The following is a 25338-nucleotide window of genomic DNA, read 5'->3' as shown; positions in this document are numbered from 1 at the left end:
ACGTTAGCAGCTCAAGACGCTAGCGGTTCAAAACAATCGTACTGTGATCTTCCCAATAGACATACACACTGTCTTCCCAGGTGGGACGATCACCGCGACGCTCGGTATTGGCCATACTGACTTTAATGATCTGGCCCGACTGGGTGCGCACGTAATAGAGCGAGAAACCGCCTAGGTAGGCGATATCATCCACCTTGCCTTCTGCCCAGTTATATTCAGTGGTGGGTTTCTCGCGGGTTAGCCAGATTTTTTCAGGCCGCAGCGCGACCCAAACCCGCCGATTCGACGCCTGTGTAGTAATACCGTGGTCAATATAGATGGGGCGCTCAAGCGCGGGAGCGGCGATCCGGCAGTGGTCGGCAGCGTCTTCGATAATTTCGCCTTCAAACAGATTCACCGTGCCGACGAATTCCGCCACCATGCGGCTCACCGGGCTTTCATAAATATCGATCGGCGAGCCTATTTGCTCGATCCAGCCATCGGCCATGATCGCCACACGGTCGGCCATGGTCATCGCCTCTTCCTGGTCGTGAGTGACCATAATGCAGGTCACCCCCACCTGCTCGATGATCTCAACCACTTCAAGCTGCATTTCGGTGCGCAGCTTTTTATCCAGCGCGCCCATAGGCTCGTCTAACAGCAACAGCTTGGGCCGCTTGGCCAACGAACGTGCCAGCGCTACACGCTGGCGCTGGCCGCCAGAGAGCTGATGCGGTTTGCGCTTGGCAAAGCGCTCCATATGCACCAGCTTCAACATTTGCGCGACGCGAGCGTCGATATCCGCTTTGGAGAGCTTGTCCTGCTTTAAGCCAAAGGCAATATTCTGTGCCACCGTCATATGCGGAAATAGCGCATAGGACTGGAACATCATATTGATAGGCCGCTTGTGCGGGGGCATGGCGGTGATATTCTCACCATCTAATAAGATCCGGCCTTCGGAGGGCGTTTCAAAGCCCGCCAACATCCGCAGCAGGGTTGATTTACCCGAACCGGAGCCACCTAATAGCGCGAAAATTTCCCCGCGTTTAACCTGCAAATTGACATCATCCACCGCCAGCGCATCATCAAACCGTTTGCTTAAGCGCTTCACTTCCAGAACCACATCTTCAGCAAACCGCGGGGTTTTGCCCTGAGGTCGTGACGAAGAAGAAGTCGTTGGCGAAGCAGATGAAGGCTCGTTCGACAGGGGCGTAGTGACCATTCGCCACTCCCATCAAAAGGCCCGGAAACCCGGGCATTAAAAAAGACGAACAGCGAGCCGGAGAGTTACCCCCCAGGCTCGCCGTCGGATAAATGTCGGTTTAACGACCAGACTTTACGCGGTTCCAAATGCGCGTACGTGCACGCAGCACATCTTGAGGCTTTTCAGCCTGCACGTATAGGTTTTGCATGACCTCAGTTTCCGGGTAAATAGCCGGGTCATTGATGATTTCATCAGAGAGGTACTCATTGGCCGCCGCGTTGGGGTTGGCATACCGCACGTACTCAGTGATTTCAGCGGCGATTTCCGGGTCAAGTATAAAGTTGATAAAGGCGTGGGCGTTGGCAGTGTTCGGCGCATCGGCGGGTACGGCCATCATATCGAACCAGAGCGCGGCGCCTTCTTTAGGAATGCTATAAGCGATGGTGAAATCACGTCCAGCTTCTTCGGCACGGTCAGCGGCCTGGAAAATATCGCCGGAATAGCCAGCAGCTACGCAGATATCGCCATTGGCCAGATCAGAGACATAGCGGGAAGAGTGAAAATAGGTCATGTCGTCGCGAACCTCGGCGATCAGCTCGCCAGCCGCTTCAATATCGTCCAGATTTTCACTCAGGGGGTCAAAACCCAGGTAAGCCATGGCGGGCGAGAGCATTTCATCGGCAGAGTCCAGCATCGACAAGCCGCAGCCCGCTTCGCTCAATGCTGACGTTATTTCAGGATCAAACAGCAGAGCCCAGCTATCAACCGGCGCATCATCACCCAAAATTTCTTTTACCCGGTCAACATTATAGCCGATCCCATTCGTGCCCCACATATAGGGAACCGAGTATTCGCTACCCGCATCAATGGTTTCCAAGTTGGCCATCAATTCGGGGTTAAGGTTATCTAAATTGGGCAGCAGCTCATGATTAAGCGGCTGAAAAACACCAGCCTTCACTTGGCGGGTGAAATAATAGGTAGAAGGCACCACTACATCATAGCCGGAACGTCCGGCGAGCAGCGCAGCATCCAAAATTTCATTGCTGTCATAAACGTCATAAGTCACTTCAATGCCGGTACGCTCGGTAAATTTTTCCAGCGTTTCCGGAGCAATGTAGTCTGACCAGTTAAACACCCGCACCTCTTCGGCATGGGCAGCGCTAGCCGCTGCGGCGAAAGAGATAGCCGCAACGGCCGCGGAAAGTTTGTGAATGTTCCCCATTATCACTGCTCCTGTTGTCTTAGCTATTCACTCAATGATTCAGCCAGATAATTTGCCAAGTGTTTTTTACCAAGTTTGCCGCGCTGCTGTCGCCAACAGCGGCCAGCGGCTAACAATAGCGTAGGCCATAATGCTGACCGTGCGAATTTTGCGGTGCGGTGGCGCCTACCGCAAGCCAATGTGAAAAATTCTTGTATTTTGCCCTACCGGCCCCATTAAGAAGCTAGTAAGGCAGAGACCTCTTATCCGCCAATAGGCCAATGCTATTGACTAGATGGCTTTTTTAAATTTTAGACATTAGTCGCTACCCGTTAGTATTAGGCAACCTTTATAAACCCTACACTCACGACACCAGGAGATTATCTGCATGTCCTTGATCACCACTGAAGTAAAACCATTTAAAGCCACTGCTTACCTAAATGGCGAATTCGTCGATGTGACTGAAGCGGATCTGCAAGGCCAGTGGTCTATCTTCTTCTTCTACCCGGCTGATTTCACCTTTGTATGCCCGACCGAGCTTGGCGATCTGGCTGATCACTATGCTGAGTTCAAGAAGCTGGGCGTTGAAATCTACAGCGTTTCAACCGATACCCACTTCACTCACAAAGCGTGGCACGACAGTTCTGAGACCATCGGTAAACTGCAATACCCGATGATTGCTGATCCGACGCTACGTATTTCACGCAACTTCGAAGTATTGATTGAAGAAGCCGGCCTTGCAGAGCGCGGCACCTTCGTTGTCGATCCCGATGGCAAAATCCAAATTGTTGAAATCAACGCTGGCAACATTGGCCGCAACGCCGAAGAGCTGCTGCGTAAAGTGAAGGCCGCTCAATACGTTCGTGCCAACCCGAACGAAGTGTGCCCGGCTAAATGGAAAGAAGGCGAAGAAACACTCGCTCCGTCTCTGGATCTTGTAGGCAAAATCTAAACCGCCTACATCTTTCACGCACTTGCGCCCATTTACGTTGCGCAAGTGCGTTTAGATCCAACGCCCGGGTTTCGCCCGGGCGTTCTGTTTTAACACTTTTTAAAAAATATTAATGATTAGCACCGTCACATACGTGTGTTCAATACGTCTGTTACCTGCGAGGAAGCTACTGTCATGCTGGACGCCAATTTAAAATCCCAGTTGAAAGCCTATCTGGAAAAAGTGACTCAGCCGTTCGAGATCGTTGCCTCCCTGGATGACGGTGCCAAGTCACAAGAACTTCTTGGCCTGCTTGAGGATATCAGCAGCTTAAGCGATAAGATCACCCTGCACAGCGACGGACAAGATGCGCGCAAACCGTCGTTTGCGATCAACCGCCCCGGCGAAGAGACTGGCGTGGTATTTGCTGGCATACCCATGGGCCACGAGTTTACATCGCTGGTGTTGGCACTGCTGCAAGTCGGTGGCCATCCGCCCAAAACGTCTGATGAGCTACTCGATCAAATCAGAGCTCTCGACGGCGAAATGCTTTTCGAGACTTACTACTCGCTCTCGTGCCAGAACTGCCCTGACGTGGTTCAAGCGCTTAACCTCATGGCTATCTTCAACCCGAACGTTCGTCACGTCGCTATTGACGGGGCACTGTTTCAGGACGAAGTTGAGTCGCGGGAAATCATGTCGGTGCCAAGCATCTATCTGAACGGTAAGCCGTTCGATCAAGGCCGCATGACGCTTGAACAGATTCTGGCCAAGGTAGATACCGGTGCTGCCGAACGCGACGCCAAAAAGCTCAACGAGAAAGCCGCTTTCGATACGCTCGTCATTGGTGGTGGCCCGGCAGGCGCGGCGGCCGCCATTTACTCAGCACGCAAAGGCATTAACACCGGCATTGCCGCTGAGCGTTTCGGTGGTCAGGTGGCTGACACCATGGGAATTGAAAACTTTATCTCCGTTTCCCATACCGAAGGCCCCAAGCTAGTTAGCGCGCTTGAAGAGCACGTAAAAGATTACGAAGTCGATGTCATGAACCTGCAGCTTGCCACGGCGTTTAAAGCAGCCGAGGCGGAAGGTGGGCTGCACGAAGTCACCTTTGAGTCGGGTGCGACGCTTAAGAGCAAAACCCTGGTACTGGCGACGGGCGCCCGCTGGCGCGAAATGAATGTGCCCGGCGAACAGCAGTACCGCAACAAAGGGGTGGCTTACTGCCCTCACTGTGACGGTCCGCTGTTCAAAGGTAAGCGGGTAGCGGTGATTGGTGGCGGTAACTCTGGCGTTGAAGCGGCGATCGATCTGGCGGGTATTGTCGGCCATGTCACGCTCGTAGAGTTTATGGGTGAGATGCGTGCCGACGCGGTGCTGCAGAAAAAGCTCAAGAGTCTGCCTAACGTCGATATTATCCTCAACGCACAAACCACCGAAGTAACGGGCGATGGCAGCCGTGTGAATGGCTTGAACTATAAAGACCGCACGTCCGACGAGAGCAAATCCATCGCGCTGGAAGGCATTTTTGTTCAGATTGGTCTGGTGCCTAACACCGAGTGGTTGAAAGGCTCTCCGATTGAAATGACGCCCCGCGGTGAAATCATCGTCGATGCTCACGGTATGACATCCGTGCCCGGCGTCTTCGCCGCAGGCGATGTAACTACCGTGCCCTACAAGCAGATCATCATCGCCATGGGCGAAGGCGCCAAGGCATCGCTGGGTGCTTTCGACTATCTCATTCGAAACTGACAGTGGCGAAGAAAAGCCCGCTGACAAAAATGTCAGCGGGCTTTTTAGTGGGAGGGAGCTGCAGCTCGCGAAACCTTAGGCTATTCGCCTATGCCAATTACGAAGAAGACGGGATTTCCCCCAACACTTCAGGGATTGTCATCTTCACGTAGCGGCCCGGCGCAGGCTCAATAATGTTGAGTTCACCGTCCCCTGGTTGGCGCACGGGCACCATTTTTTCGCTATTGGCATAGCCATTGTCGGTCATCCATGCCTGCCAGTGAGGCCACCAGGAGCCTTCCTGAGCCGTAGCACCTGCAAGCCACTCCTCATGGCTTTCGGGCAGTGTGTCGTTAGTCCAGTAGCTATACTTGTTCTTATGGGGTGGGTTGACGATACCTGCGATATGCCCCGAGCCGCCGAGCACAAAGGTCACCGGCCCCTTGGGTAGCAACGCCCCATAGTAGGTGCTGTTCCATTTGGCGATGTGGTCTTCTTTGGTGGAGATAAAATAGCTGGGCGCCGACACCTTGCGCAGATCAATTTTCACGCCATCCAGCTCAATGCCACCTGGCTCAACCAAGCGGTTCTCTAAATACATATGGCGTAAATACCAGGCATGGGTGCCTGCGGTTAAATTGGTACCATCAGTATTCCAGTAGAGTAGATCAAAGGCGGCAGGCGTCTCGCCCTTCAAATAGTTATTAATGTAGAACGACCAAAACAGATCATTCTCACGCAACAAATTGAAAGTGTAAGCCATCGAGCGGCCATCAAGGTAGCCCTTCGCTTCTAGCGTTTGTTCGATCCCTTCAACCACCCGCTCATTGAGAAATACGCCGATATCGCCAGGATCACGAAAATCCTGCAGCGTGGCCATATAGGTCACCGACTTTACTTTGCGCCCACGGCGGGTGCTGGTGAGGTACGCTACCGTAGATGCCGTTAACGTGCCGCCGACACAGTAGCTGAGGAGATTAACCGACTTCTCGCCGCAGGCCTGCTCAATAGCTTCTATCGCGCTGATCGGCCCCATCTGCATATAGTCGGCCCAGGTAATATCGCGCTGCTCCGGGCCAGGATTACGCCAGGAGATCAGGAACACCGTATGGCCCTGATCCACCAGCCACTTCACCATGGAATTATCTTCACGCAGATCGAGAATGTAGTACTTATTGATCCACGGCGGCACCATTAGCAATGGCGTTTTAAAGGTCTTTTCCGTCGTTGGCGTGTATTGGATCAACTGAATCAGTTCGTTTTCATACACCACTGAACCGGGCGTTACCGCTATGTTTTCGCCTACGCCAAAGGCGGCGCGGTCTGTCATGCGGACATTAATGCCTTCACCAGAGTTACCTAAATCTTCACGTAGACGGGCCAGACCATCCACTAGGTTTTGACCACGGGTTTCAATGGTGCGGCGCATGACCTCTGGATTGGTAGTTATAAAGTTAGTGGGCGCCATCGCGTTGACCAACTGGCGCGCGTAAAACATCAAGTTACGCTTCTGGGTTTCATCCAACCCACTTAAGTTTTCAACCAGCTCTTCCACCATCTGCGAGAACAGTAAGTACTGCTGCATAATGGCCATGTAGTGCGGATCTTGAGTCCAGGCTTCATCTTTGAAACGACGGTCACTTTTGGCCGGGGTAATCAGCGGCGTTATTTGCTCGCCAGCCATGCCACGTAGAGCTTGCTGCCACAATAGCCACTGGTCTTGAAGCAAACGGTTCTGGGTTTCCCACAGCAGCGTAGGGTTTTGCATTAATGACTGCGCACCCGCTTCAAAGCTTTCACGCATATCACTGTAAATTGAGTCGGCGGCTTCACTGGGCGCAATACGGGAAAGCAGATCCTGCATCAATCCTTGGTACTGTTCGCTAATCTCTTTAAGCTGGTTATTCCAGGCTTCAATTTCCTCTGGGGATAACCCTTCAGGCAGTCCTTGAGAAAGCCCTTCAGACAGGCTGTCAGATAGCCCTTGTGATATTGCCTGGAACGGATTGTGCCACGCTGACTGCATACTCATTCTCCCTACGCCTATCATCGGGCGCACCAACCACTTTGGCTATGTAAGCATATATAAATTAAAGCTTATAAATGCATCGCGGCGCCCTTGGGCGCCGCGATGAGGTCACTAATCAGCTTTTGCGCGATGACTGACTAGAGGCTTTGGCAGGTTGCTCGCTTTTTGTAGCCGCCTTGGCTTGCTCGGACATTTGCTGACCGGCTTCGCTGAACATTTTTTCCATTTCAGACTTAAACTGCAGGCTCATTTCGCTCATGACGCGCGCGTCTTCCTGCATCTGCTGGGAAAGCTCGTTCATCATTTCAGCTTGCTTGGTGCCGAAATCACGCAGGCTTTCTGCGTCTTGAATTTCAGTGGCGCTACGAATGCGCTCTGTACCCATCTGGCTGTAGCGCTTCATGGCTTCCAGCTGATACTGGGTCATTTTTTCCATGTTGTTGAGCATCAGCGAATTAATTTTACGCATGGGCTCAAACATTTGCTTAGTTTGGGCGTTGAAGGCGTCCATCATATTGTCTTGCATAGTGTCTGCTCCTGTTTAGTTCCTTGGCATGAGCCTTGGAGTGACTCATCGTGATGTAGCTTGTCTTGCCTTGATTTGCTGCACTGCAAAAAGAGTAGTCCCTGGCATGCTGCATTGCAACAGCGACACTGTTTTAAGTAGCTGCATTCAGTAACGCTGCAAAACGTCTCCGCACTGCCTCTCTCACATCGCCATTAGCGATCTTTCAATCCACTTCCCCACAATCTATTTTTGCCACTCTATCGTTACTGATTTATGAATCACTGCGCTTGGATGTTGAACGTGTGCTTGAGCCGGAACGGGAGCGCGACGACGCTGTTGACTTGGCCTTACCACCACTACTGGTACTTTTATTGGCACTACTATTATTAGTACTGCTCGCCCTGGAACTCTCCGCACTGCTTTTAGAGCTGGTGTTACCACCCTGTTCAGCCGCACTGCCGTTAGACGAGGACGCACTAGTGGCATTAGTGCTGGCGCTGCCCGCTTGGCGCAACATATCCAGCATCATTTGCTGATAAGTGCCGAAGTTGGCTAGCCCTTGAGACAGTCCTTCAGATAGTCCCTGCGAGAGCCCTTGCTGCATCATAGGCTGCTGGAGAAAGGGCCTCATAAGACTCATGGGGTCGTAGCCCTCTACCCCAGACTCCATTTGCCGCTGGATATTTTCCAGCAGGTTTTTCTGAAAAGCTTCGACATCCGGCAGACCCAGAGATTGGCGAAATTCGTCCGGGGTAAGATCAAATTCAACGTTAATCTTCATAGGCGGCTCCTGCACTGTTTTGTTTGAGTGTAGCAGTGAACTGCAAACCTCACCGTATTGCGCTAGCGCTGGGTTAAACGCGGCGTATCAACGCTCACCTCACCATTTTGGCCGCGATGACGCAGCCAGTGATCCAGCAACGTAATCGCCATCATCGCCTCAGCGATGGGCGTTGCGCGAATACCCACACAGGGGTCGTGACGCCCTTTGGTAATCACTTCGACGGCCTGTCCATGGATATCGATAGAGCGGCCAGGCGTGGTAATGCTGGACGTCGGTTTTAGCGCCAAACGAGCCACAATGGGTTGGCCGCTGGAAATACCGCCCAGCACGCCACCAGCATGATTGGAGAGAAAGCCTTCAGGCGTCATCTCGTCACGGTGTTCACTGCCCCGCTGAGCGACACAACCAAACCCTGCGCCTATCTCCACACCTTTTACCGCATTAATACTCATCAAACCATGCGCCAGGTCAGCATCCAGGCGGTCAAACACCGGTTCGCCTAGCCCTACCGGCACCCCTTCGGCAATCACGGTGATCTCAGCACCTACCGAATCCTGATCGCGGCGCAGCTGATCCATGTAGGCTTCCAGTTCTGCTACGCGCTCCGGGTCAGGGCAGAAAAAGGCATTTTGACCCACCGCTTCCCACTGTTTGAAATCAATCTTGATGGGGCCTAGCTGGCTCATATAACCGCGAATCTGAACACCTTGGGCGGCCAAATATTTCTTGGCAATCGCCCCTGCCGCCACTCGCATAGCGGTTTCACGGGCGCTGGAGCGCCCGCCGCCGCGGTAGTCACGGTGGCCATATTTATGGTGGTAGGTGTAATCCGCATGCGCTGGCCGAAACTGCTCTTTGATTTTTGAGTAGTCGTTAGAGCGCTGGTCGGTATTTTCGATTAACAGGCCAATAGAGGTGCCGGTGGTCTTGCCTTCAAACACCCCTGACAGGATGCGCACCTGATCAGGTTCTTTGCGCTGGGTAGTATGCCGCGAACTGCCCGGCCGACGGCGATCCAGATCATGCTGTAAATCTGCTTCGCTTAACGGTAACCCAGGCGGGCAGCCATCAACGATCGCGCCGAGCGCTGGGCCGTGACTCTCACCAAAGGTAGTGACGGTAAATAGTTTGCCAAACGTATTGCCAGACATGGCGATTAGTTCCTCACTGGAAAGACGCCACATGGGCGTCGAGTTCAGCGGCGCTCAAGGCAAATACGCCCTGGCCGCCACGCTCGAATTCAAGCCATAGGAAAGGCACGTCGGGAAACGCCGCTTCCACATGGCGATCAGAGTTGCCGACTTCTACGATCAGCCAACCCTCATCGGTTAGGTGTTCCCGCGCTTCACGGAGTATGCGCCGCACGATATCCAAGCCATCGCTGCCTGCCCCCAGTGCCAAGGAGGGTTCATGGCGGAACTCAGCAGGCATGGTGGCCAAGTCGCGGGCATCAACATAGGGCGGGTTGGAGACGATGAGATCAAAACGTCGACCTTCCAAGCCGCTGAATACATCCGATTCCACCGCTCGCACCCGGTCTCCCACATCATGGCGGGTAATATTTTGCCGTGCCACGGCCAGGGCATCCTGGCTGATATCTGCAAGCGCCACTTCACAAGTGGGCAAATAGAGTGCCGTAGCAATGCCGATACAACCGGAGCCAGTGCATAGATCCAGCACGCTAGCAGGCGGCTCTTCGGGAAACCAGGCGGCAAAGCCGTCTTCAATCAACTCGGCAATCGGCGAGCGCGGAATCAGCACGCGCTCGTCAACGCTAAACGGGTGACCGGCAAAGAAGCTCTCGCCGAGCAGATAAGGCAGCGGGCGGCGGGTGGTAACACGCTCCCGCGCCAAGGCAATAATCCGCTGACGCTCCACGGGCAGCAGCCGCGCTTCTAACACACTGGGGTCAATATTCCACGGCAGATGCAGCGCGCCCAAGCAGAGTGCCACCGCCTCATCCCAGGCAGAATCGGTACCATGGCCATAGTGCAGGCCCGCCAGATAAAACTCGCTGGAGACCCAGCGCAGGTAGTCGCGCAGCGTAAAGAGCTGGCTCACCAGCAACGACTCCGACAGGGAAAGGGTTGAGTGAGAATGCTCAACATTTAGATGCGTGGTCACAGCGGCTCCTGGTTAACGATAATCATGACTGCAGGCAATAGAACCTGAGCCATATGACGAATAAAAGATTGTACCTTTCACGCCGCCCGGTTCACAGCAACGCTCAGCCCGCTATACTGTGCTTCTTTAACTGATTTACCCTTGCTACCCCCATTTTTCTACCACCCGAGCCTGACATGACGCGACACCGCCACCTGCCGAATGATGACGATATCAGTGCCTTCCGCGACGCCTTGAAGGCGGCGGGGGTACGCCCTATCGCCACCAATCAGGCCGACCCAGGCAAACCCAAGCGCGACGTTAAGGCCCATGAAGCACGGCGCAACGCGGCGGTTGAGAGCAGCGCCCCTCAATCCAGCGGGCGCACTTCGGATGGCCGGGTGGAAGCCGTGCGCCCCTCAGAGTACCTCGAGTTCAGCGTGCCCGACTTACCATGGCGCACGTTTAGCCAGCTAAAGCGCGGCCAAACCGCATGGCAGGCGGGGCTTGATCTGCATGGCTATACGCTGGAGGAGGCCCGCACGGAGTTGGAGAGTTTTCTGCGTGATTCAGCGGGGCAAGGTCTGCGCTGTGTGCTGGTGGTGCATGGCAAAGCGTGGGGCACCACCTCTGATTTTCCTGTACTCAAAAGCCATACCAATACCTGGCTACGGGAGTGGCCGGGGGTGTTGGCGTTCTGCTCGGCCATCGATCTCGATGGTGGCACAGGGGCAGTGTACATCCTACTGCGCAAGCGGGGTCAGTAGCCGTTACTCGGTAGCATCGGAAGCGATACTGGGCATCCGGCGTTCCAGCGCTTCATCTGCCAAGTGGCGACCAAGGCGAATCAAATCTCGGCCCCGGTAAAATTCGTAAGTACTACACACCGTTTTGGGGATTTCGATCAGCACATCGGGCGGGTACCCCGCCACCTTGTACTTGGCCAACGCCGCCTGGGTAATATCAAACGACTCCAAAATCATATCGAGCTTGCTCCACTCGCGCTTGCCTCGCGCTTCAGTGGTTTCTTCTAGCTCTTTGTCGTCGCTCTCCCCGTTTGCGCCATCACCATTGGCACCCAGCCCTGCCCACAGTTTTTGGGTAGCTGCGCGTACATCGCCTATCCAACTGCTCATGCGTTGATCGCGGTCGATCTCGCTTTGGGTGCGGCTATCGGCTTTTTCCTCCTCTTTAGGCAGTAACTCATCCAAGGTCACCGGCAACGGGCTATGGGCAGTCACATTAACCGCTACCACAAAGTCTGCTTGGTGCGCGGCTACCATAGGCATAATCGGCAGCGGGTTGAGCAGCCCGCCATCCACCAGCACCTGCTCGCCCAGATGAACAGGGGTTATAACACCCGGCACGGCCATTGAGGCACGAATCGCCTGCAGCAAAGGGCCACTTTGAAACCACACTTCCCGTTGCCGCACCAGGTCTGTCGCTACCGTGGTGACGGGGATCGATAGGTCTTCAATCAGAATATCGCCGACCAGCGCTTCCAGTTTGCTCATGACCTTGCTTGCACGCATCGCCCCCATCGAGCTCCAGGTTACGTCAACCAGTTTGAGCACATCCAGGTAGTCGAGTTGACACACCCAGTCACGGTATTCAGGCAGCTTACCCGCGGCATAAATACCGCCAATCACTGCGCCCATTGAACACCCCGATACGGCAATAATTTCGAACCCCCGCGCCTCCAGCGCTTCGATCACGCCGATATGCGCGTAGCCACGGGCACCACCGCTGCCCAATACCAGAGCGACTTTATTGCCACTGCTCACGTGAGCCAATTCATTCATGCTGCGTTCCCTCCCTTAAACGGCACCAGTGTTACCCCAGTGAGTGCCGATAACCTTGGCAACTTGCGCCACTGCTCTAGGCTCCAAGTGTAAATGGTGGCCCCCCTTGAGCACTTTTCGGGTTAATCCTTTGACCGCTTGCCGTGCCTCTTGAGCCCATTTGCGCTCGCCTAAAATTCCCTGCTCGCCTTCTATCAATAGCAGCGGAACGTTAATTTCCGCCAGTAGCGATAGCACTTGCTGAGGGGTAAAGCGCACCAGGGACGGCTTCAGTAACCGGCTGTCGGTGCGCATTTGCACATGACCATCAGCAGTAGGCTGGGTGTTACGCTCTACTAGCGGCGTTGCCGTGATGCTATCCAGCGGCGTGACCCCGCCTGCAACACGCGCAGCAACGGCACTCTCGATATCGGGGTAACGCGGCGCTCGTGACAGCGGCCGACGGTAGGCTGTAAGCCCCTTACGCAGCTGGTTGGCGGTCTCTTCAATGGGCGTATTGAGCGCTCCAAGTCCATCAATCAGCGTTAGCCGCTCGACGCGTTCGGGTAACGAAGCGGCGAGCAAGCAGGCCACTGCCGCCCCCATGGAATGGGCCAGTAAGCTGGTTTGCTCCAGCCCCAAGGACTCCATGGCATCCAACACGTCATGGCAATAGTCCCAAAGGGCATAGTCGCATAAGGCATAGTCACCGCCCTGTGGCGCGTGTGCCGAATGACCATGGCCGCGAAAATCCAGCGCCACAATACGAATATCCAACGCCTCGACCAACAGCGGGGCTAACCGGGTAAAACTGGCCGCATTATCCAGCCAGCCGTGTAAGGCTAACCAGGTTGGGGCGTCAGCACGCCCCCAGCTCAGCGCCGCTAAGCGACCTTGGGCAAGCGAAAGCGGCTTTGGCGCAACAGAGAGCGCTGCCGGGGTGATTTGGGGCATAAAGTAACAGTCCTGAGTAAACAGCTAAGGAGCCTCTGATTAACGTAATGAGCGAAGGCCAGACAAGGCAAAAATCAACGAAAAAGCGGAGTTTACGGGTTGTAAATGAGCATTTTGAGGCGATTTTTAACGCCGTATGGTCGAGCGCAATAGTTAATCAGAGGTTTCCTAATAATTCTAAACAAACGGCCGCGTCACAGGGTCAGCAAGATGACGGCGTAGGCGACAAACGTTACCATGCTAGGAATATTTTACTTCAACCTTGTACTTAACATAGTACTTAACACTGCATTGGTGCCGTTATGAAACCACGTCGTGATACCCGCGCCCGTAATCTGGTCTTTTTTGTTGCTGTCATCAGCGCCACCGTCGTCGGTTTTTGGCTGGCCCGCTGATTCATGAGTCGTCAAATCCTCACCGGATTAAGCTTCACCCAGTAGGCCGAGGCTGGCTGCCGGCGCTTGGCGACGCAACCCCCGCGAAAGCGCATGCCCAATGACACCGATCAATAGCGCCCCGCCAACGGGAAGGAAAACCCATAGTCCCAGGTGCAAACGCGGGGTGAGATCCAGCAGGTAAATATACAGTACGGCCGAGGTTAGCTCCGCAAGTATTGCGCCCATCAAACCACTGGCAAAACCCAACAGCGCGTACTCGGCCCCCTGTACCCGTGAAATCATTCTGCTGCCTGCGCCAAATACGCGCAGTAGGCCGCTTTCATGGGCACGCACCGGGCGGCTTGCGGTCAGCGCGGCATACAGCACGCTAATCCCTGCCAGTAGCACCAAGGCGAGCACCAACTCCACTGCCCGGGTGACCTGGGCAAGCACATCCCGCACCTGACCTAAAATCGCGTCCACATTAAGCAACGAGACGCCAGGGAAGTCGGTGATCAGCTCACGAATCAGTCCCTGTTCCGCGTCTGGCAGGTGAAAAGCGGTGATGTAACTATGGCCAAACTGCTCCAGCACGCCCGGCGGGAAAATAACGAAGAAATTAGGCTGGAAGCTATCCCAATTCAGACTGCGCAGGCTGGTAATTTGGGTAGTGATCTCGTCGCTACCCACCGAGAAGGTCATCTCATCACCAATGCTTAGCCCAAGCCTTTCGGCGAGCCCATCCTCCATTGAAATGGGCACAGGCCCCGACTGTGGTGTTGCCTCCACGGCACTCATCCAGCCTTGGCTTTCATCGCTGCTCTCACTGCCTGAGTTGCTACCCAGCTGCGCTGGCGTGAACCACTCGCCAGCCACCACTTGGTTGCCTTCTGGCACTTCAGATTGCCAAGTAAGGTTGAGCTCACGGCGCAGTGAGTTGTCGCCACGGGCATCCGGCGGCACGGCCTCTCTGGGTGGCTGATCATTGATCGCTATCACTCGCCCACGCACCATCGGGTAGAGGGTGCTTTGGGTTTCCACCCGTGGTGAAACCGCCGCTTCAAAAGGGTCACGCTCGGAAGGCTGAATATTGATGGCAAAGTAGTTAGGCGTATTTTCAGGCAGTTGATCCTGCCAGGTGCTTAGCAAATCGCCACGCACCAAGACAATCATCGCCATGGCAAAGAAGGTCACCGAGAAGGCCAGCAACTGACCTAGGCCCGCTTGGCGACGCCGTGCCAATTGACGGCCGCCTAAGCGAAGTGCCTGTGACCACTCACTGCGCCCTGAGAACCGCTGCACAACACGCAGTAAGCCGCTAAGTAATAAGGCACTAATTATCCAAAGCACACCAAGCAGCAGCGCACCACCGATCAATAATCCAATCGCCAGTGGCAGGCTACCCGAGTAGAGCCAAAGCAACCCACCAAACACGATGCTCGCTACGCCAACGACCAGCCAGGCCGATGGCGGCAGTGGATCTAGCTCACGACGCAGTACTTTTAGTGCGCTGACTTGCTTGATACGCAACAGCGTTGGCCCGGCAAACCCAACCAGCACGGCAAGCGCGGTGAAGACCCCCAACCCTAGTGGCATCAGCCCCGGTGGCGGAAGTGTCATGGGTAGAAAACTCACCAATAGCCAAATCAGCACCGCTTGGCCAAGAAGGCCAAGCAGCGCTCCAATGACTGCCGCGACCAGTGCCAAACCGAGTAACTGAAGGGTGAAAATCGTCACTAACTGACGCTGGCTGGCACCAAAACAGCGCAGTAGCGCAGCGGTATCCAAATGGCGCTCGACATAACGCCGGGTAGACATTGCCACGGCCACACCCGCCAGCAATACCGCCGCTAACCCGGCTAGCCCCAGGTAGCTTTCTGCCCGCTGTAACGCATTGCCAAGCTGGGGACGGTCAACGCGAACATCCCGCACCTCTACCCCATTGCGGCGTAGCTCAGCAAGTAAGCCTTGTACTTGATCGAGCGCCTCCGGCGGGCCTGCGGCTAGAATTTCAAACTCAATCCGTGAGCCCTCTTGAACCAGGCCCGTTGCCTCGACATCTGCCGTATTGAGCATCAAGCGCGGGTTAAAACTACCAAAACCACCGGACTGATCCGCTTCGCGCTCGATGATCCCCGTTACGGCCAGTTCAGTTTGCCCCACCTGTACTCGATCACCCAGCTCGATTTCGACCAGTTCCATCAAGCGTGGATCCGCCCACGCCTCCCCTGGCGGCGGACCAGAAGCAGTTTGCTCGGTGCCATTGCCAAAGTCCACGTAGGAGACACCGTAGTGAGGGTAGACTTCATCCACGGCTTTTAAGCTGGCAGGCTGAAAGCGCCCCTCGCGGCTAATCATCGACACCAAGTCCACTTGGTCGCTAAGCACAAAACCAGCGTTTTCCAAGCGCTCTCTCAGCTCCTCGGAAAAAGGATCACGCTGCTCTAGCACCAGATCTCCGCCCAACATCTGCCCTGCCTGGCGCTCCAGACCGCGCTCTAACCGATCAAGAAAAAACGCAATCATGGTGGAGGCCGCGACAGCCAATACCAGGGCAATAAATAGCGCACGCACATCAGCTGCGCGCAGATCCCGCTTGAGGCTACGCATCGCCAAACGCCAATTCACATCACTCATTGCGCGCCCTCATCAATCGAAGCGGCAGTTGGCACGATGTTTTCAAGTACGGCTTCTAACTTGCCATGATCTAACCGCAAACAGCGATCGCAGCGCCGCGCCAAGGCGTGGTCGTGAGTAACCAGAATAAGCGTAGTGCCCGCCTCATGGTTGAGCTGGAAGAGCAGATCTATGACTTGCCCACCGGTATCCGGATCCAGGTTGCCGGTGGGCTCATCAGCAAATACCAGCTCGGGGTCGGTCACGAAAGCACGCGCCACGGCAACGCGCTGCTGCTCGCCGCCGGAAAGCTGTTTGGGTAAGTGGTTCACTCGCTCACCAAGCCCAACACGCTCCAACCACTGAGCAGCGGTTTGCGTCTCTCCGGCGCGGGGCGATAATTCAAGGGGCAACATGACGTTTTCAAGCGCGCTCAAAGTGGGCAGCAATTGAAAGTTCTGGAACACAAAGCCTACTCGTCCGGCACGCAGCGCTGCTCGACCATCTTCATCCAAACGGCTTAATGCGTGTCCAAACAGCGTTAGTTCACCGTCGCTTGGCGTATCAAGACCCGCTAATAGCCCCAAAAGCGTTGATTTACCCGCACCGCTCTTACCCAGAATCGCTACGCTCTCTCCCGCCGCTACGCTCAGCGACAGGTCGTGTAAGATGGTGAGCGAGCGTTCACCGCTGGTGACTTTTTTAGAAAGCTTGTCAGCGTGCAGCACGGCTTGCCTAACAGTGCCGCGGGGAACATCGGCTACCGCTTGGTTGTCGGTAGTAGCTTGGCGCTCACCTTGGGATGCCTCGCTCGACATGGATATATCCGTAGCAGCATTGGCAGCTTTATCTGAGGAGCTTGAACTTGAAGAGTTTGAACTTGAGGAATAAGACATGAAGCGTGGCATCCCTATGGCATGGCATGGACTGAACCGCATGGTAACCGGATGGCTGGTGCTGCTGATAGTCACCTTTGCCTCATCGTCTATCAACGCAGAGCCTGTCAACGCAGACACAAACCCGGGCCCCACCCTGCTGGTGATGGGTGATAGCTTAAGCGCCGCTTACGGCATAGAGCGTGATGAGGGCTGGGTGAACCTACTGGAAGAACGCTTGGGAGATGATGCCCAAGTCATTAACGCCAGCATTAGTGGTGAAACGACGTCTGGAGGATTACAAAGGTTCACTGACCTTCTCGGACAGCGGGAGCCGGATATTGTTCTCATTGAGCTGGGCGGCAACGATGGTCTACGCGGCTTATCACCCAATCAAATGCAGGCAAACCTAGCCAGTATGATTGAGCAGAGCCAAGACGCTGGTGCTCAGGTGCTGCTACTGGGGATCGATATCCCGCCTAACTATGGCCAAGCGTACCGAGACGCCTTCACCGGGGTTTTCCACTCGCTGGCGGAAGAGTATGACGTTTCCCTAGTGCCTTTTTTATTGGAGGATATCGCCCTGAACGAGGCGTTAATGCAGAGCGATGGCATTCACCCTACCGCCGATGCTCAGCCGATTATCCTCGACAATGTATGGCCCGAACTTGAGCCGCTAATTGAACCCCTATTAGAAACCACGCATCAGGCAGCGGTTCAATAACCTCAGCCTTTTGACTGAGAGGTGTAGCACTTCCACTCGTCAGCTTGTAATCTTAAGCCCTATTTGGCGGTTACTAACGGCGACTCATGCCTGCATCCTCGCATCACACTCCTACATTCTCGCGTCGACAGTTCTTAGCAACAGTCGGCGCGCTTTGGTTAGGCGCAGGTCTTGGCATTCATCCAACGCCTGCCGCAGCGTTTGATCCACAACGCCTACGCCAAAGCATGCAGCAACAGTATGGGCAGGCTGGTTTGTCCGTATTAGAGGAGTGGTTTAACCTGCTTCAACAGCTACAAAACCAAGACGTTCAAGCCAAGCTGCGTGGGGTTAATGACTTCTTTAATCGCCGCATCCGGTGGATTGACGATATCCAGGTGTGGGGGCAAGAGGATTATTGGGCTACGCCTTTGGAAGCAATGGGTAAAGGCCAGGGAGATTGCGAGGATTACTCCATTGCCAAGTACATTACCCTTAAACAATTAGGCATTACTAGTCAGTACCTACGCATGATTTATGTCCGTGCGCGCATTGGGCGTAGTCAAATTACCCAAGCCCACATGGTGCTAGGCTATTACTCGACCCCAGATGCAGAACCGTTGGTGCTAGACAATATTGTACCGTCTATCACCCCTGCCTCTCAGCGTACTGATCTCGACCCACTGTTTAGTTTTAATAGCGATGGACTTTGGGCAGGTGGTTCTTCTGAATCCCGCGCAGACCCATTGGCTCGGCTATCACGCTGGCGCAGCGTCATTGAACGTATGCAAACCCAGGGTTTCATTTAAGAGGAATTGGCACGATGTCACTTATCAAACAACTTTGGATTGCCATTATCGCCCTGCTGCTGCTGTCGTTCATTGGTAGTCTTGCCATTAGTATTACCACTAGCCGCGATTATATCGAACAGGAAGTGCGCATTAAGAACGCTGACAATGCTACCGCTCTGGCGCTTTCAATGAGCCAGCTCGATAAAGACCTTGTCACCCTCGAACTGTTAATCGCAGCTCAATTTGACACCGGCTACTACCGCCGAATCACCCTGCGCGATACGGACGATAGCGTACTTATTGAACGCTCCGCCGAAGAGTATAGTGGCGATGTGCCCGCCTGGTTTCGTCAGCTTATTGAGTTTGATGTGCCCAACGGCACCGCGACGATTCAAGATGGCTGGCGACAGTACGGTACGTTGGAGCTTGAGAGCCAACACAGTTTTGCCTACACCTCTTTATGGCGCAGCATGCTGGAACTCGCTGCTTGGTTTTTACTTGCCGGAGTGATTAGTTTAGCGATTGCTACCGTGATCGTTCGTGGTATTAAGCACCCCCTTTCCCGCGTCGTCACTCAGGCGCAAGATATCAGTGCGCGGCGGTTTACCACTATTAAGGAGCCACGCACGCTGGAGTTACGCCAAGTCACTCAAGCAATGAACGTGCTTTCTGCCAATGTCCATCAGATGCTCAGTCATGAAAGCCATAAGCTGGACGAGTTACGCCGCCATTTACAGCATGACCGAGTCACCGGTGCGCTGAATCGCGACGTGTTTATGGGTAAGCTTTCGTCTCAATTGGGCAGTGAAGATGCCCGCGCAACGGGCATGTTGATCATGGTTCGCGTACAGGCATTAGAGTCACTCAATGAGCAGCTCGGCTACGCTGCCACAGACCAACTATTAAATACGCTGGTTACCCAGTTGGGGCAATTGGACAGCGCGTCGGCAGAACCAATGGTAGGCCGCCTTAACGGCAGCGATTTTATCTTTATGCTGCCGCTTATGGATGATGTAGAGGAGCTTCGAATTCAGGTGATGGCAGCGTTAGCCGAGGTAGCCGCCACGCAGCCCGACGTGGAGATTTATCTACCAACGGCGATTGTTCCTTATGCTCCACATGATGATCGCGGCACACTGTTAGCCACCCTGGATGACGCTTTGGCACAAGCCGAAAGCCTAACGTCCTTTGAACAGGTAGTCGTGCGTCAGCGCAAGCGTATTTCACTCTACAGCAGCCATGCCGAATGGCGAAATGCACTGGAAGCAGCAATCCTGATTGGCCCTGAGTTAGCGTACTTCCCGGTAGTAGACGCTCACGGAGACATCATCCATTACGAATGCCCGGCTCGCTTACTGCTAGGTGGGGAGTGGCAAACCGCCGGAGTCTTTATTCCCTGGATCACCCGCTTTGAGATGGAGCCTGCACTTGATTTAGCCGTGGTCAAAAAAGCGCTCGCTAATCTAGAAGATGATCTAAAGCCGGTAGGCATTAACCTCTCTGCGGCATCGATCACTAATACACAGTTCGTTAACGAGCTACGGACTCTGTTGGCAGCACACCCACTATTGGCCAAGCAGCTCTGCTTTGAAGTGCCCGCCACGCTTAGCACGCACGCGATTGGTAGCTTACGGGGGCTTTGTACCGCCTTACGGCCCCTTGGTTGCACGTTTGGTATAGAGCATGTGGGGGCAGAATTCACCAAACTTGCAGATTTACACGATGTGGGTCTTGCTTACTTAAAAATGGATAGCAGTCTTATTCACCAACTGCATGCTTCAAATGAGCAGCAAACCATTGTCCGCGGCATGGCTACGCTCTGCCATTCATTGGGCATTCAGGTGATAGGGGAAGGCGTTGCAGACGATGAGGAAATAGCCTGCCTGTTCCGCGTGGGTGTCGATGGAGCCACCGGACCAGGCGTACGTCTTTAACGCATAAACGCAATCGACGACGACTCTAGATAGTATCGTCGTCGCTTAGCAAGCCTACATCATTTTTAACCCGCAAGGACTTACGCTCCATCACTTTAGCCTGTGCAGCTTCAGGCAGGTCAGTGAAAGTGATGACTCCCTTGTTTAGTAACACCTCAAGAATATCTTCTACCACCCTCACAAACGCTAAGTCAGACGCTATAAAGTGTGCTGAGGATCCTGGCTGATCAGCAAGGAAAGCCAGTACCTCAGGTGAATCAGGATCAATCGTTTCGTTACACTCTGACGTTGGCTCTTTGCTGAGCATCAGGATCTCGCCGGATGTATTACGTTTGGTGTAGAGCATGACCTGTCCTCTGTAAGTAAACGCGCTCAAGTATTGCGAAAGGTAATTAAAGCATTAATACAACAAGGCCGCCCTGTGGGCGGCCTTGTTGATTGTACGACTGATTAAATATCAGAGTTACTGGTAGCATGGTCATTATGTAGTTTCACATAATCAGTATGCCCACCCGCCGGTTCCACTTCAGTCGACACAGTGCTTTCTTGCGGCGCATCAGGAGCAGGCTTGGCTTTCTCTTCACCACTTTCAGAAGGCGGCAGCAGGCTATCAACGCTTTCGTCTTCATCACTGGAGAACAACTCACTCTCACTTAGTGAAGCCTCGATATCACCTTCAGATTCGCTAGTCTGCAACTCACTCGCGGGGACTGGTGTTGTTGCATTCTCTGAATCATCGTTCAAGGTAAACAGCGTCTCGTCATCTTCTAGCAACGAATAGCCATTACCGCTACTTTCCGGTTCCTCTTTTTCATCCCCTGGTGTTGCTGGAGCAACGTTAGTGACTTCATCATTGTCAGCCAGCACTTCTTCTTGCGCTAGTTCATCACCCTGCGTTAGAGCATCATCCTGACTCTGCTCGTCATCAGGTGTCGCTACACCTTCTTCAACGACTTCTTCTTCACTCTCATCTTCTGACGCCTTATCGCTTGAAGAGGTATCGTCATTTGTAATGTTATCGTCACGACTTTCTTCCTCATCGATGTCTTCAGCATCGTCAACAGTGGTGTCGTCTGTCGGCTCTGGCTCGTCTACCGCTTCCTCCCCTTCAACAGAAGGTTGAGTTTCTTCTTCACTGTTAATCAGTGCGTCAAGCTCTTCGGCACTCATCAAGAAGCCTGCTTCAGCGAAGGTGATGAGACCATCGTCACCTATATCGGCAGTGGCAAACGAAGCGACCAACTGGCCATTAGCAAATAGCTCAACGGTGTCACCTTCGTCAAAAGCAAACATTCCATCGGTGAGTTCGCCGATCAAGCCACTGCTGGTTTGGTAGGTCAGACCGTCGATCACGTCATGAGCGAGCACCGCCGTTTTGATTGAATCATCCGTATGTTCATCAAAGGTGGTAATCCCCGCATGCTTCTCAAGCATATCGCGCACGTGCTGCATGGCGTCTTCTTCGGTGACGTAGCTATCACCAACTCCCTCCAGTGCCGATTTAAGCTCAGCCTCGGAAACGTTACGCAAATCAAGCGTACTGCCTTCAAAGGCGGCGTTCATGGCGGAGGTAATGGTGATGCCGTTATCGGCTATGCCGTCCGCGTCCAGCGACTGCAGGAACACTGCCATATTCTCAACGTACTCATTGTTGAGGTCAGTCAGCTCGGTATTCGCCATTTCCTGCAGGAACACTTTGCCATCGGCAAGGGCTTCCGCGGAGGCGGTACCTATCACGACATCGCCTACCATAAAGGTCACCGAATCGCCGTCACGGTACTCAAAAGCACCGTTCTCATCGGTAGTACCGCTAAGCCCGGAGGAGGTGGTGTACATCGCACCTTCTACAATGCCGTCGACCAGCTGTGCCTGCGTCGCGTTATAAGCTGCCAGGCTTTTAATCTCGAACTCTCCACCGGTACGCACGACCTTAACAGAATCAAATTCAAAGCCGGGAGTGAACGTTTGTTCAAACGAACCATTATTACTCCCCTTGGAAAGGTATGAATAGCCTAGAGAGTTGCCGTCCTCATAAAATTCTACATACCCTGAGTCGAAAACCCCACCGAACCCTTGGAGCTCAATATCTACACTGGTAGCGTTCCCACCTAAATTATAAGGCTCGGATGGATCCCACCAATTCAATGTATGATCATCGTTACTTTCGAAACCTTCCCATGAGCCTTCAGGTTCACCGCTGTTATCGTCAGGCTCAGAAGCAGTATTATCTGGCGGTATCGGTACAGTTTTGCTTTCAGCCGAATCAGTTGCTGAACGAGTTAATGTTTCGACCGTTGTATCCGTGGTGCCTGGATTAGACTCGGTCGCAATAGCTTCAGCGGAAAGCTGGAAATCTTCGCCCGCCTGACCAACAGGTACTGTCAATGTCAAACCATTGCCGCTGTAGCTGGTCTCACCCGGATCTACTTCGATCAGCCAACTGCCATCACCCTGTTCTGCCCCCTGACTAAGCACACCACCTTCGGGTACGCCTGTGACTTTAATACTCAAGGTCTCACTGCCATCTGTATCGCTAAGTGCAGCAGTTAAATCAACAGCATATTGATAAGCAGATACCTCAGTAACTTCAACAGAGCCAACCGAAACGGTTGCACCTTGAATAGTCGCTGTTTCAGATGTCTCTGTTGTTGCTGCACTAAATTCCAGCGTCAATCTTCCTTGACTGTCAAGAGTCGTGGTAATTGAAACATTATCAACGAAGTTAAGGTTGTAATTCGATGAAGAGCCATAATCATCAAAAACAAACTCTTCATCGCCATTTGCTCTGACAACCCAACGGTCATCAAACACATTCCAGCCACTATTCCAGCTACCTTGGATTAGCACGGGCATATCGACAGTAACTTGTTGACCAGCAAACACTGTGCCAAAGTCAAATACTTGGGTTGAAGCTTCAGAATAATTGTAATTAGGCGTTCCCTGTATATTGCCATCTCCACGCTCTTCACCAAGTAGCTCAGTAAACTCCCTAGATTGACCCGAAATGGTGCCTGTCTCATCGACAGACATCGCATCGCCAAGAGAGATGGCAACAGTTGGTTTATCAGCAACGGCATCGATATTGACGGTAGTTGTATAGCTTTGCTCAGACCAGCCTCCGCCATCCGACACTCTGAATTCAAACGAAGTGTCTGAGTCCGTATCATCGTTCGCAGGGATAAATGCCAGCTCACCACTAGCTATTTGTTGAACGCTTATTTCTTCGCCTCTCGCAATGTCGTTACCATTTAACTGAAGCTTACCAACTTCGCTAGCAGGTAATGACTCAATCCTAATACTATCCAAAGAATCGCCATCCGGATCAGAATAGTTACCAAAGTCATCAACGCTAAGAACTATAGATTCTGCTCCCTCCAGCATTGTTACTGAATCATCACTGGATGTTGGGCCGTTGTTTTCGATAGTTTCACTATCCGAGCCTTGAGCAGATGTTGCTGCATCAGGATCATACGCTGTAGCTATGGCTTCAACCGTGAGGTCACCTGTGAAGTCATCCGGCACCGATAATATCAGACCTTTAACTGTGACTATGCCAGTGTTGGGATCCACTTCTACCGAGTTTGTAAACCCGCCGTTGGCATCCAGTGAAATGCCCCAGCTCGTTATACCATTGTCAGTACCCTGATTCTCCGCACCGGACAAGGTTACACCTTCCGGTGTTTTGACGACCAAACTGGTGATGCTTTCCGAGAAGTCGGTATCCGACGGCTCAGCGGTAATATCGACAGTGTAAGTCTTTGCAACTGACTCGTAAGAAAAGCTATGCAACAAATAGTCGCTGGTCGATTCATTAACGCTACCGGTTCCAAAGTCAATTCCTGTGATGGCCTTGCCCTCTGGCGCATCCACAGTCTTGGGAGGATCAATACCATCACTACCGCCGAAGACTGAAAATGTCTCCGACGATCCATCGTCATAATGAACTTCGTAAACAGCCGTTTCGTTGTAATTATTAAGCCACGCCAATTGGAAGGTAACCGACGATGCCGGAGTATCCAACTCTATATGCAGCTCTTCACCTTTACCAATTTCCGAGTCTGCACCATTGCTGGCTGAACCTGCCACACCGAAACCAGTCGGTGAGCCGGTCTCCTTGATAGAAATAACGCCTGTTTGCCCATCTTTAAATGCGGTGACGGTAAAGCCTGCCGGATTACCGGATTGGCCATCTGCGTTATCCAACACATTGGACAGATCCACGGCATACAGCGAGCTTGTGGTGCTCTCGGTCAGGGTCAATTCGACATCTGGGATATCCGTCACTGGCGTTACGTCAATAGTCGCAGTGGCTGGGTCAGATTGATTACCTTCACCGTCAATGGCTATATAATCAAAAGTTACTTTCCCATCACCATTGTTATCACTCCAGTCAGCTTCTGGAACAAAGGTTAAAGTCGCACTGTTGTCAGTGGCATCAATGGGCATACCTTCGGTAACGACCGTATTGCCAAAGTACAAAGTGCCATTAGCGGGTAGCGTCTGAATAACGAAGCTCAAAATTGTGCCATCGCCATTCTGAAAGCCTCCTGACAGTTCGATATCAATACCGCTACTATCTTCTTGACCTTCACCTGTCGTAGCAACCGCATCAGGGTTGGCCACGTAGCTCGGGGTGTCGCTGTCTTCTGCCGTGGCGTTGTCGCTGTCGGTGGCGGTGAGGCTCACCGCGGGCAGCGTGGTGCCGGCGTTGATGGCGTCGACACCGTCTTGGGTCAGTACCACGTTCTCGCCGTCAAAGGCGTAGTAGCCGGCGTCGTTGCTGCCCGGCGTGAAGGTGACTTGACCGGCACCGGCGGTCAGCGTGCCGTCTTCTTCA

Annotated in this window: 19 protein-coding genes; 6 read left to right on the top strand and 13 right to left on the bottom strand. The window is 53.5% G+C overall.

Going from position 1 to position 25338, the window contains the following annotated elements; all coding sequences use genetic code 11:
• Positions 1–19: 19 nt before the first annotated feature.
• Both HALTITAN_RS18215 and HALTITAN_RS18210 read right to left on the bottom strand, forming a co-directional pair.
• On the bottom strand, positions 20–1201 hold the full coding sequence (locus HALTITAN_RS18215) for an ABC transporter ATP-binding protein (protein WP_009287964.1): 1182 nt from the start codon (positions 1199–1201) through the stop codon (positions 20–22).
• Between the two features lie 100 nt (positions 1202–1301).
• Positions 1302–2405: a polyamine ABC transporter substrate-binding protein gene (locus HALTITAN_RS18210; RefSeq protein ID WP_039860076.1), complete on the bottom strand. Its 1104-nt coding sequence runs from the start codon at positions 2403–2405 to the stop codon at positions 1302–1304.
• A 367-nt stretch (positions 2406–2772) separates the two neighbouring features.
• Between HALTITAN_RS18210 and ahpC the strand changes: the two genes are divergently transcribed.
• Positions 2773–3336, top strand: coding sequence for an alkyl hydroperoxide reductase subunit C (gene ahpC / locus HALTITAN_RS18205; RefSeq protein ID WP_009287962.1), 564 nt, complete (start codon positions 2773–2775; stop codon positions 3334–3336).
• Between the two features lie 174 nt (positions 3337–3510).
• Entirely contained in the window at positions 3511–5067 is a 1557-nt protein-coding gene (ahpF, locus tag HALTITAN_RS18200) for an alkyl hydroperoxide reductase subunit F (RefSeq protein ID WP_039860074.1), read from the top strand.
• A 97-nt stretch (positions 5068–5164) separates the two neighbouring features.
• Here the strand turns inward: ahpF and phaC are convergent, their stop codons facing one another.
• The 5 genes from phaC to prmB form a co-directional block, all read right to left on the bottom strand.
• Entirely contained in the window at positions 5165–7072 is a 1908-nt protein-coding gene (gene phaC, locus HALTITAN_RS18195) for a class I poly(R)-hydroxyalkanoic acid synthase (RefSeq protein ID WP_083868847.1), read from the bottom strand.
• A gap of 118 nt (positions 7073–7190) precedes the next feature.
• Complete coding sequence (locus tag HALTITAN_RS18190; protein WP_007113285.1) at positions 7191–7601, bottom strand: phasin family protein; 411 nt, start codon at positions 7599–7601, stop codon at positions 7191–7193.
• Positions 7602–7854: 253 nt separating this feature from the next.
• Positions 7855–8364, bottom strand: a complete 510-nt coding sequence (locus tag HALTITAN_RS18185; RefSeq protein ID WP_051052135.1) for a hypothetical protein — start codon at positions 8362–8364, stop codon at positions 7855–7857.
• A 62-nt stretch (positions 8365–8426) separates the two neighbouring features.
• Positions 8427–9518: a chorismate synthase gene (gene aroC, locus HALTITAN_RS18180; RefSeq protein WP_027958405.1), complete on the bottom strand. Its 1092-nt coding sequence runs from the start codon at positions 9516–9518 to the stop codon at positions 8427–8429.
• Between the two features lie 13 nt (positions 9519–9531).
• Positions 9532–10491, bottom strand: a complete 960-nt coding sequence (gene prmB, locus HALTITAN_RS18175) for a 50S ribosomal protein L3 N(5)-glutamine methyltransferase (protein ID WP_009287957.1) — start codon at positions 10489–10491, stop codon at positions 9532–9534.
• Between the two features lie 176 nt (positions 10492–10667).
• Here prmB and HALTITAN_RS18170 point away from each other — a divergent pair, with 176 nt between their 5' ends.
• Positions 10668–11237, top strand: a complete 570-nt coding sequence (locus HALTITAN_RS18170) for a Smr/MutS family protein (RefSeq protein ID WP_022522766.1) — start codon at positions 10668–10670, stop codon at positions 11235–11237.
• Between the two features lie 3 nt (positions 11238–11240).
• On the opposite strand, the gene HALTITAN_RS18165 is transcribed toward HALTITAN_RS18170, so the two are convergent.
• From HALTITAN_RS18165 to HALTITAN_RS18150, 4 genes are all read right to left on the bottom strand, one after another.
• Entirely contained in the window at positions 11241–12272 is a 1032-nt protein-coding gene (locus HALTITAN_RS18165) for a patatin-like phospholipase family protein (protein ID WP_009287956.1), read from the bottom strand.
• A gap of 15 nt (positions 12273–12287) precedes the next feature.
• Positions 12288–13205 carry an alpha/beta fold hydrolase gene (locus tag HALTITAN_RS18160; RefSeq protein WP_009287955.1) on the bottom strand — a complete coding sequence of 306 codons (918 nt, stop codon included), beginning with the start codon at positions 13203–13205 and terminating at the stop codon, positions 12288–12290.
• A gap of 422 nt (positions 13206–13627) precedes the next feature.
• The gene (locus HALTITAN_RS18155; protein ID WP_009287954.1) at positions 13628–16219 is read right to left on the bottom strand and encodes an ABC transporter permease; all 2592 of its coding nucleotides are present in this window, start codon (positions 16217–16219) and stop codon (positions 13628–13630) included.
• On the bottom strand, positions 16216–17016 hold the full coding sequence (locus HALTITAN_RS18150) for an ABC transporter ATP-binding protein (protein WP_022522761.1): 801 nt from the start codon (positions 17014–17016) through the stop codon (positions 16216–16218). The genes HALTITAN_RS18155 and HALTITAN_RS18150 overlap by 4 nt, the downstream gene beginning before the upstream one ends.
• Before the next feature lie 76 nt (positions 17017–17092).
• Between HALTITAN_RS18150 and HALTITAN_RS18145 the strand changes: the two genes are divergently transcribed.
• From HALTITAN_RS18145 to HALTITAN_RS18135, 3 genes are all read left to right on the top strand, one after another.
• Positions 17093–17797: an arylesterase gene (locus tag HALTITAN_RS18145; protein ID WP_027958400.1), complete on the top strand. Its 705-nt coding sequence runs from the start codon at positions 17093–17095 to the stop codon at positions 17795–17797.
• An 86-nt stretch (positions 17798–17883) separates the two neighbouring features.
• On the top strand, positions 17884–18585 hold the full coding sequence (locus HALTITAN_RS18140) for a transglutaminase-like cysteine peptidase (protein WP_009287953.1): 702 nt from the start codon (positions 17884–17886) through the stop codon (positions 18583–18585).
• Positions 18586–18599: 14 nt separating this feature from the next.
• Positions 18600–20501, top strand: a complete 1902-nt coding sequence (locus HALTITAN_RS18135) for an EAL domain-containing protein (RefSeq protein WP_009287952.1) — start codon at positions 18600–18602, stop codon at positions 20499–20501.
• A 25-nt stretch (positions 20502–20526) separates the two neighbouring features.
• Here the strand turns inward: HALTITAN_RS18135 and HALTITAN_RS18130 are convergent, their stop codons facing one another.
• Together HALTITAN_RS18130 and HALTITAN_RS25625 are read right to left on the bottom strand one after the other, a co-directional pair.
• The gene (locus HALTITAN_RS18130; RefSeq protein WP_022522757.1) at positions 20527–20847 is read right to left on the bottom strand and encodes a hypothetical protein; all 321 of its coding nucleotides are present in this window, start codon (positions 20845–20847) and stop codon (positions 20527–20529) included.
• 104 nt (positions 20848–20951) lie between these two features.
• A complete protein-coding gene (locus HALTITAN_RS25625; protein ID WP_236614972.1) occupies positions 20952–25244 on the bottom strand; it encodes a hypothetical protein in 4293 nt (1430 codons plus the stop codon).
• Between the last annotated feature and the right edge of the window lie 94 nt (positions 25245–25338).

It is taken from the genome of Vreelandella titanicae BH1 (genome assembly GCF_000336575.1).
Classification (GTDB): Bacteria; Pseudomonadota; Gammaproteobacteria; order Pseudomonadales; family Halomonadaceae; genus Vreelandella; species Vreelandella titanicae.
Note: the sequence above shows the minus strand (reverse complement) of the source record. Positions and strands in the feature narration are given on the sequence as shown.

Bases quoted from the DNA above. Each gene is read 5' to 3' on its own strand.
- HALTITAN_RS18215 (WP_009287964.1), bottom strand. From the start codon at position 1,201: ATGGTCACTACGCCCCTGTCGAACGAGCCTTCATCTGCTTCGCCAACG.
- HALTITAN_RS18210 (WP_039860076.1), bottom strand. From the start codon at position 2,405: ATGGGGAACATTCACAAACTTTCCGCGGCCGTTGCGGCTATCTCTTTC.
- ahpC (WP_009287962.1), top strand. From the start codon at position 2,773: ATGTCCTTGATCACCACTGAAGTAAAACCATTTAAAGCCACTGCTTAC.
- ahpF (WP_039860074.1), top strand. From the start codon at position 3,511: ATGCTGGACGCCAATTTAAAATCCCAGTTGAAAGCCTATCTGGAAAAA.
- phaC (WP_083868847.1), bottom strand. From the start codon at position 7,072: ATGCAGTCAGCGTGGCACAATCCGTTCCAGGCAATATCACAAGGGCTA.
- HALTITAN_RS18190 (WP_007113285.1), bottom strand. From the start codon at position 7,601: ATGCAAGACAATATGATGGACGCCTTCAACGCCCAAACTAAGCAAATG.
- HALTITAN_RS18185 (WP_051052135.1), bottom strand. From the start codon at position 8,364: ATGAAGATTAACGTTGAATTTGATCTTACCCCGGACGAATTTCGCCAA.
- aroC (WP_027958405.1), bottom strand. From the start codon at position 9,518: ATGTCTGGCAATACGTTTGGCAAACTATTTACCGTCACTACCTTTGGT.
- HALTITAN_RS18170 (WP_022522766.1), top strand. From the start codon at position 10,668: ATGACGCGACACCGCCACCTGCCGAATGATGACGATATCAGTGCCTTC.
- HALTITAN_RS18165 (WP_009287956.1), bottom strand. From the start codon at position 12,272: ATGAATGAATTGGCTCACGTGAGCAGTGGCAATAAAGTCGCTCTGGTA.
- HALTITAN_RS18160 (WP_009287955.1), bottom strand. From the start codon at position 13,205: ATGCCCCAAATCACCCCGGCAGCGCTCTCTGTTGCGCCAAAGCCGCTT.
- HALTITAN_RS18155 (WP_009287954.1), bottom strand. From the start codon at position 16,219: ATGAGTGATGTGAATTGGCGTTTGGCGATGCGTAGCCTCAAGCGGGAT.
- HALTITAN_RS18150 (WP_022522761.1), bottom strand. From the start codon at position 17,016: ATGTCGAGCGAGGCATCCCAAGGTGAGCGCCAAGCTACTACCGACAAC.
- HALTITAN_RS18145 (WP_027958400.1), top strand. From the start codon at position 17,093: ATGAAGCGTGGCATCCCTATGGCATGGCATGGACTGAACCGCATGGTA.
- HALTITAN_RS18140 (WP_009287953.1), top strand. From the start codon at position 17,884: ATGCCTGCATCCTCGCATCACACTCCTACATTCTCGCGTCGACAGTTC.
- HALTITAN_RS18135 (WP_009287952.1), top strand. From the start codon at position 18,600: ATGTCACTTATCAAACAACTTTGGATTGCCATTATCGCCCTGCTGCTG.
- HALTITAN_RS18130 (WP_022522757.1), bottom strand. From the start codon at position 20,847: ATGCTCTACACCAAACGTAATACATCCGGCGAGATCCTGATGCTCAGC.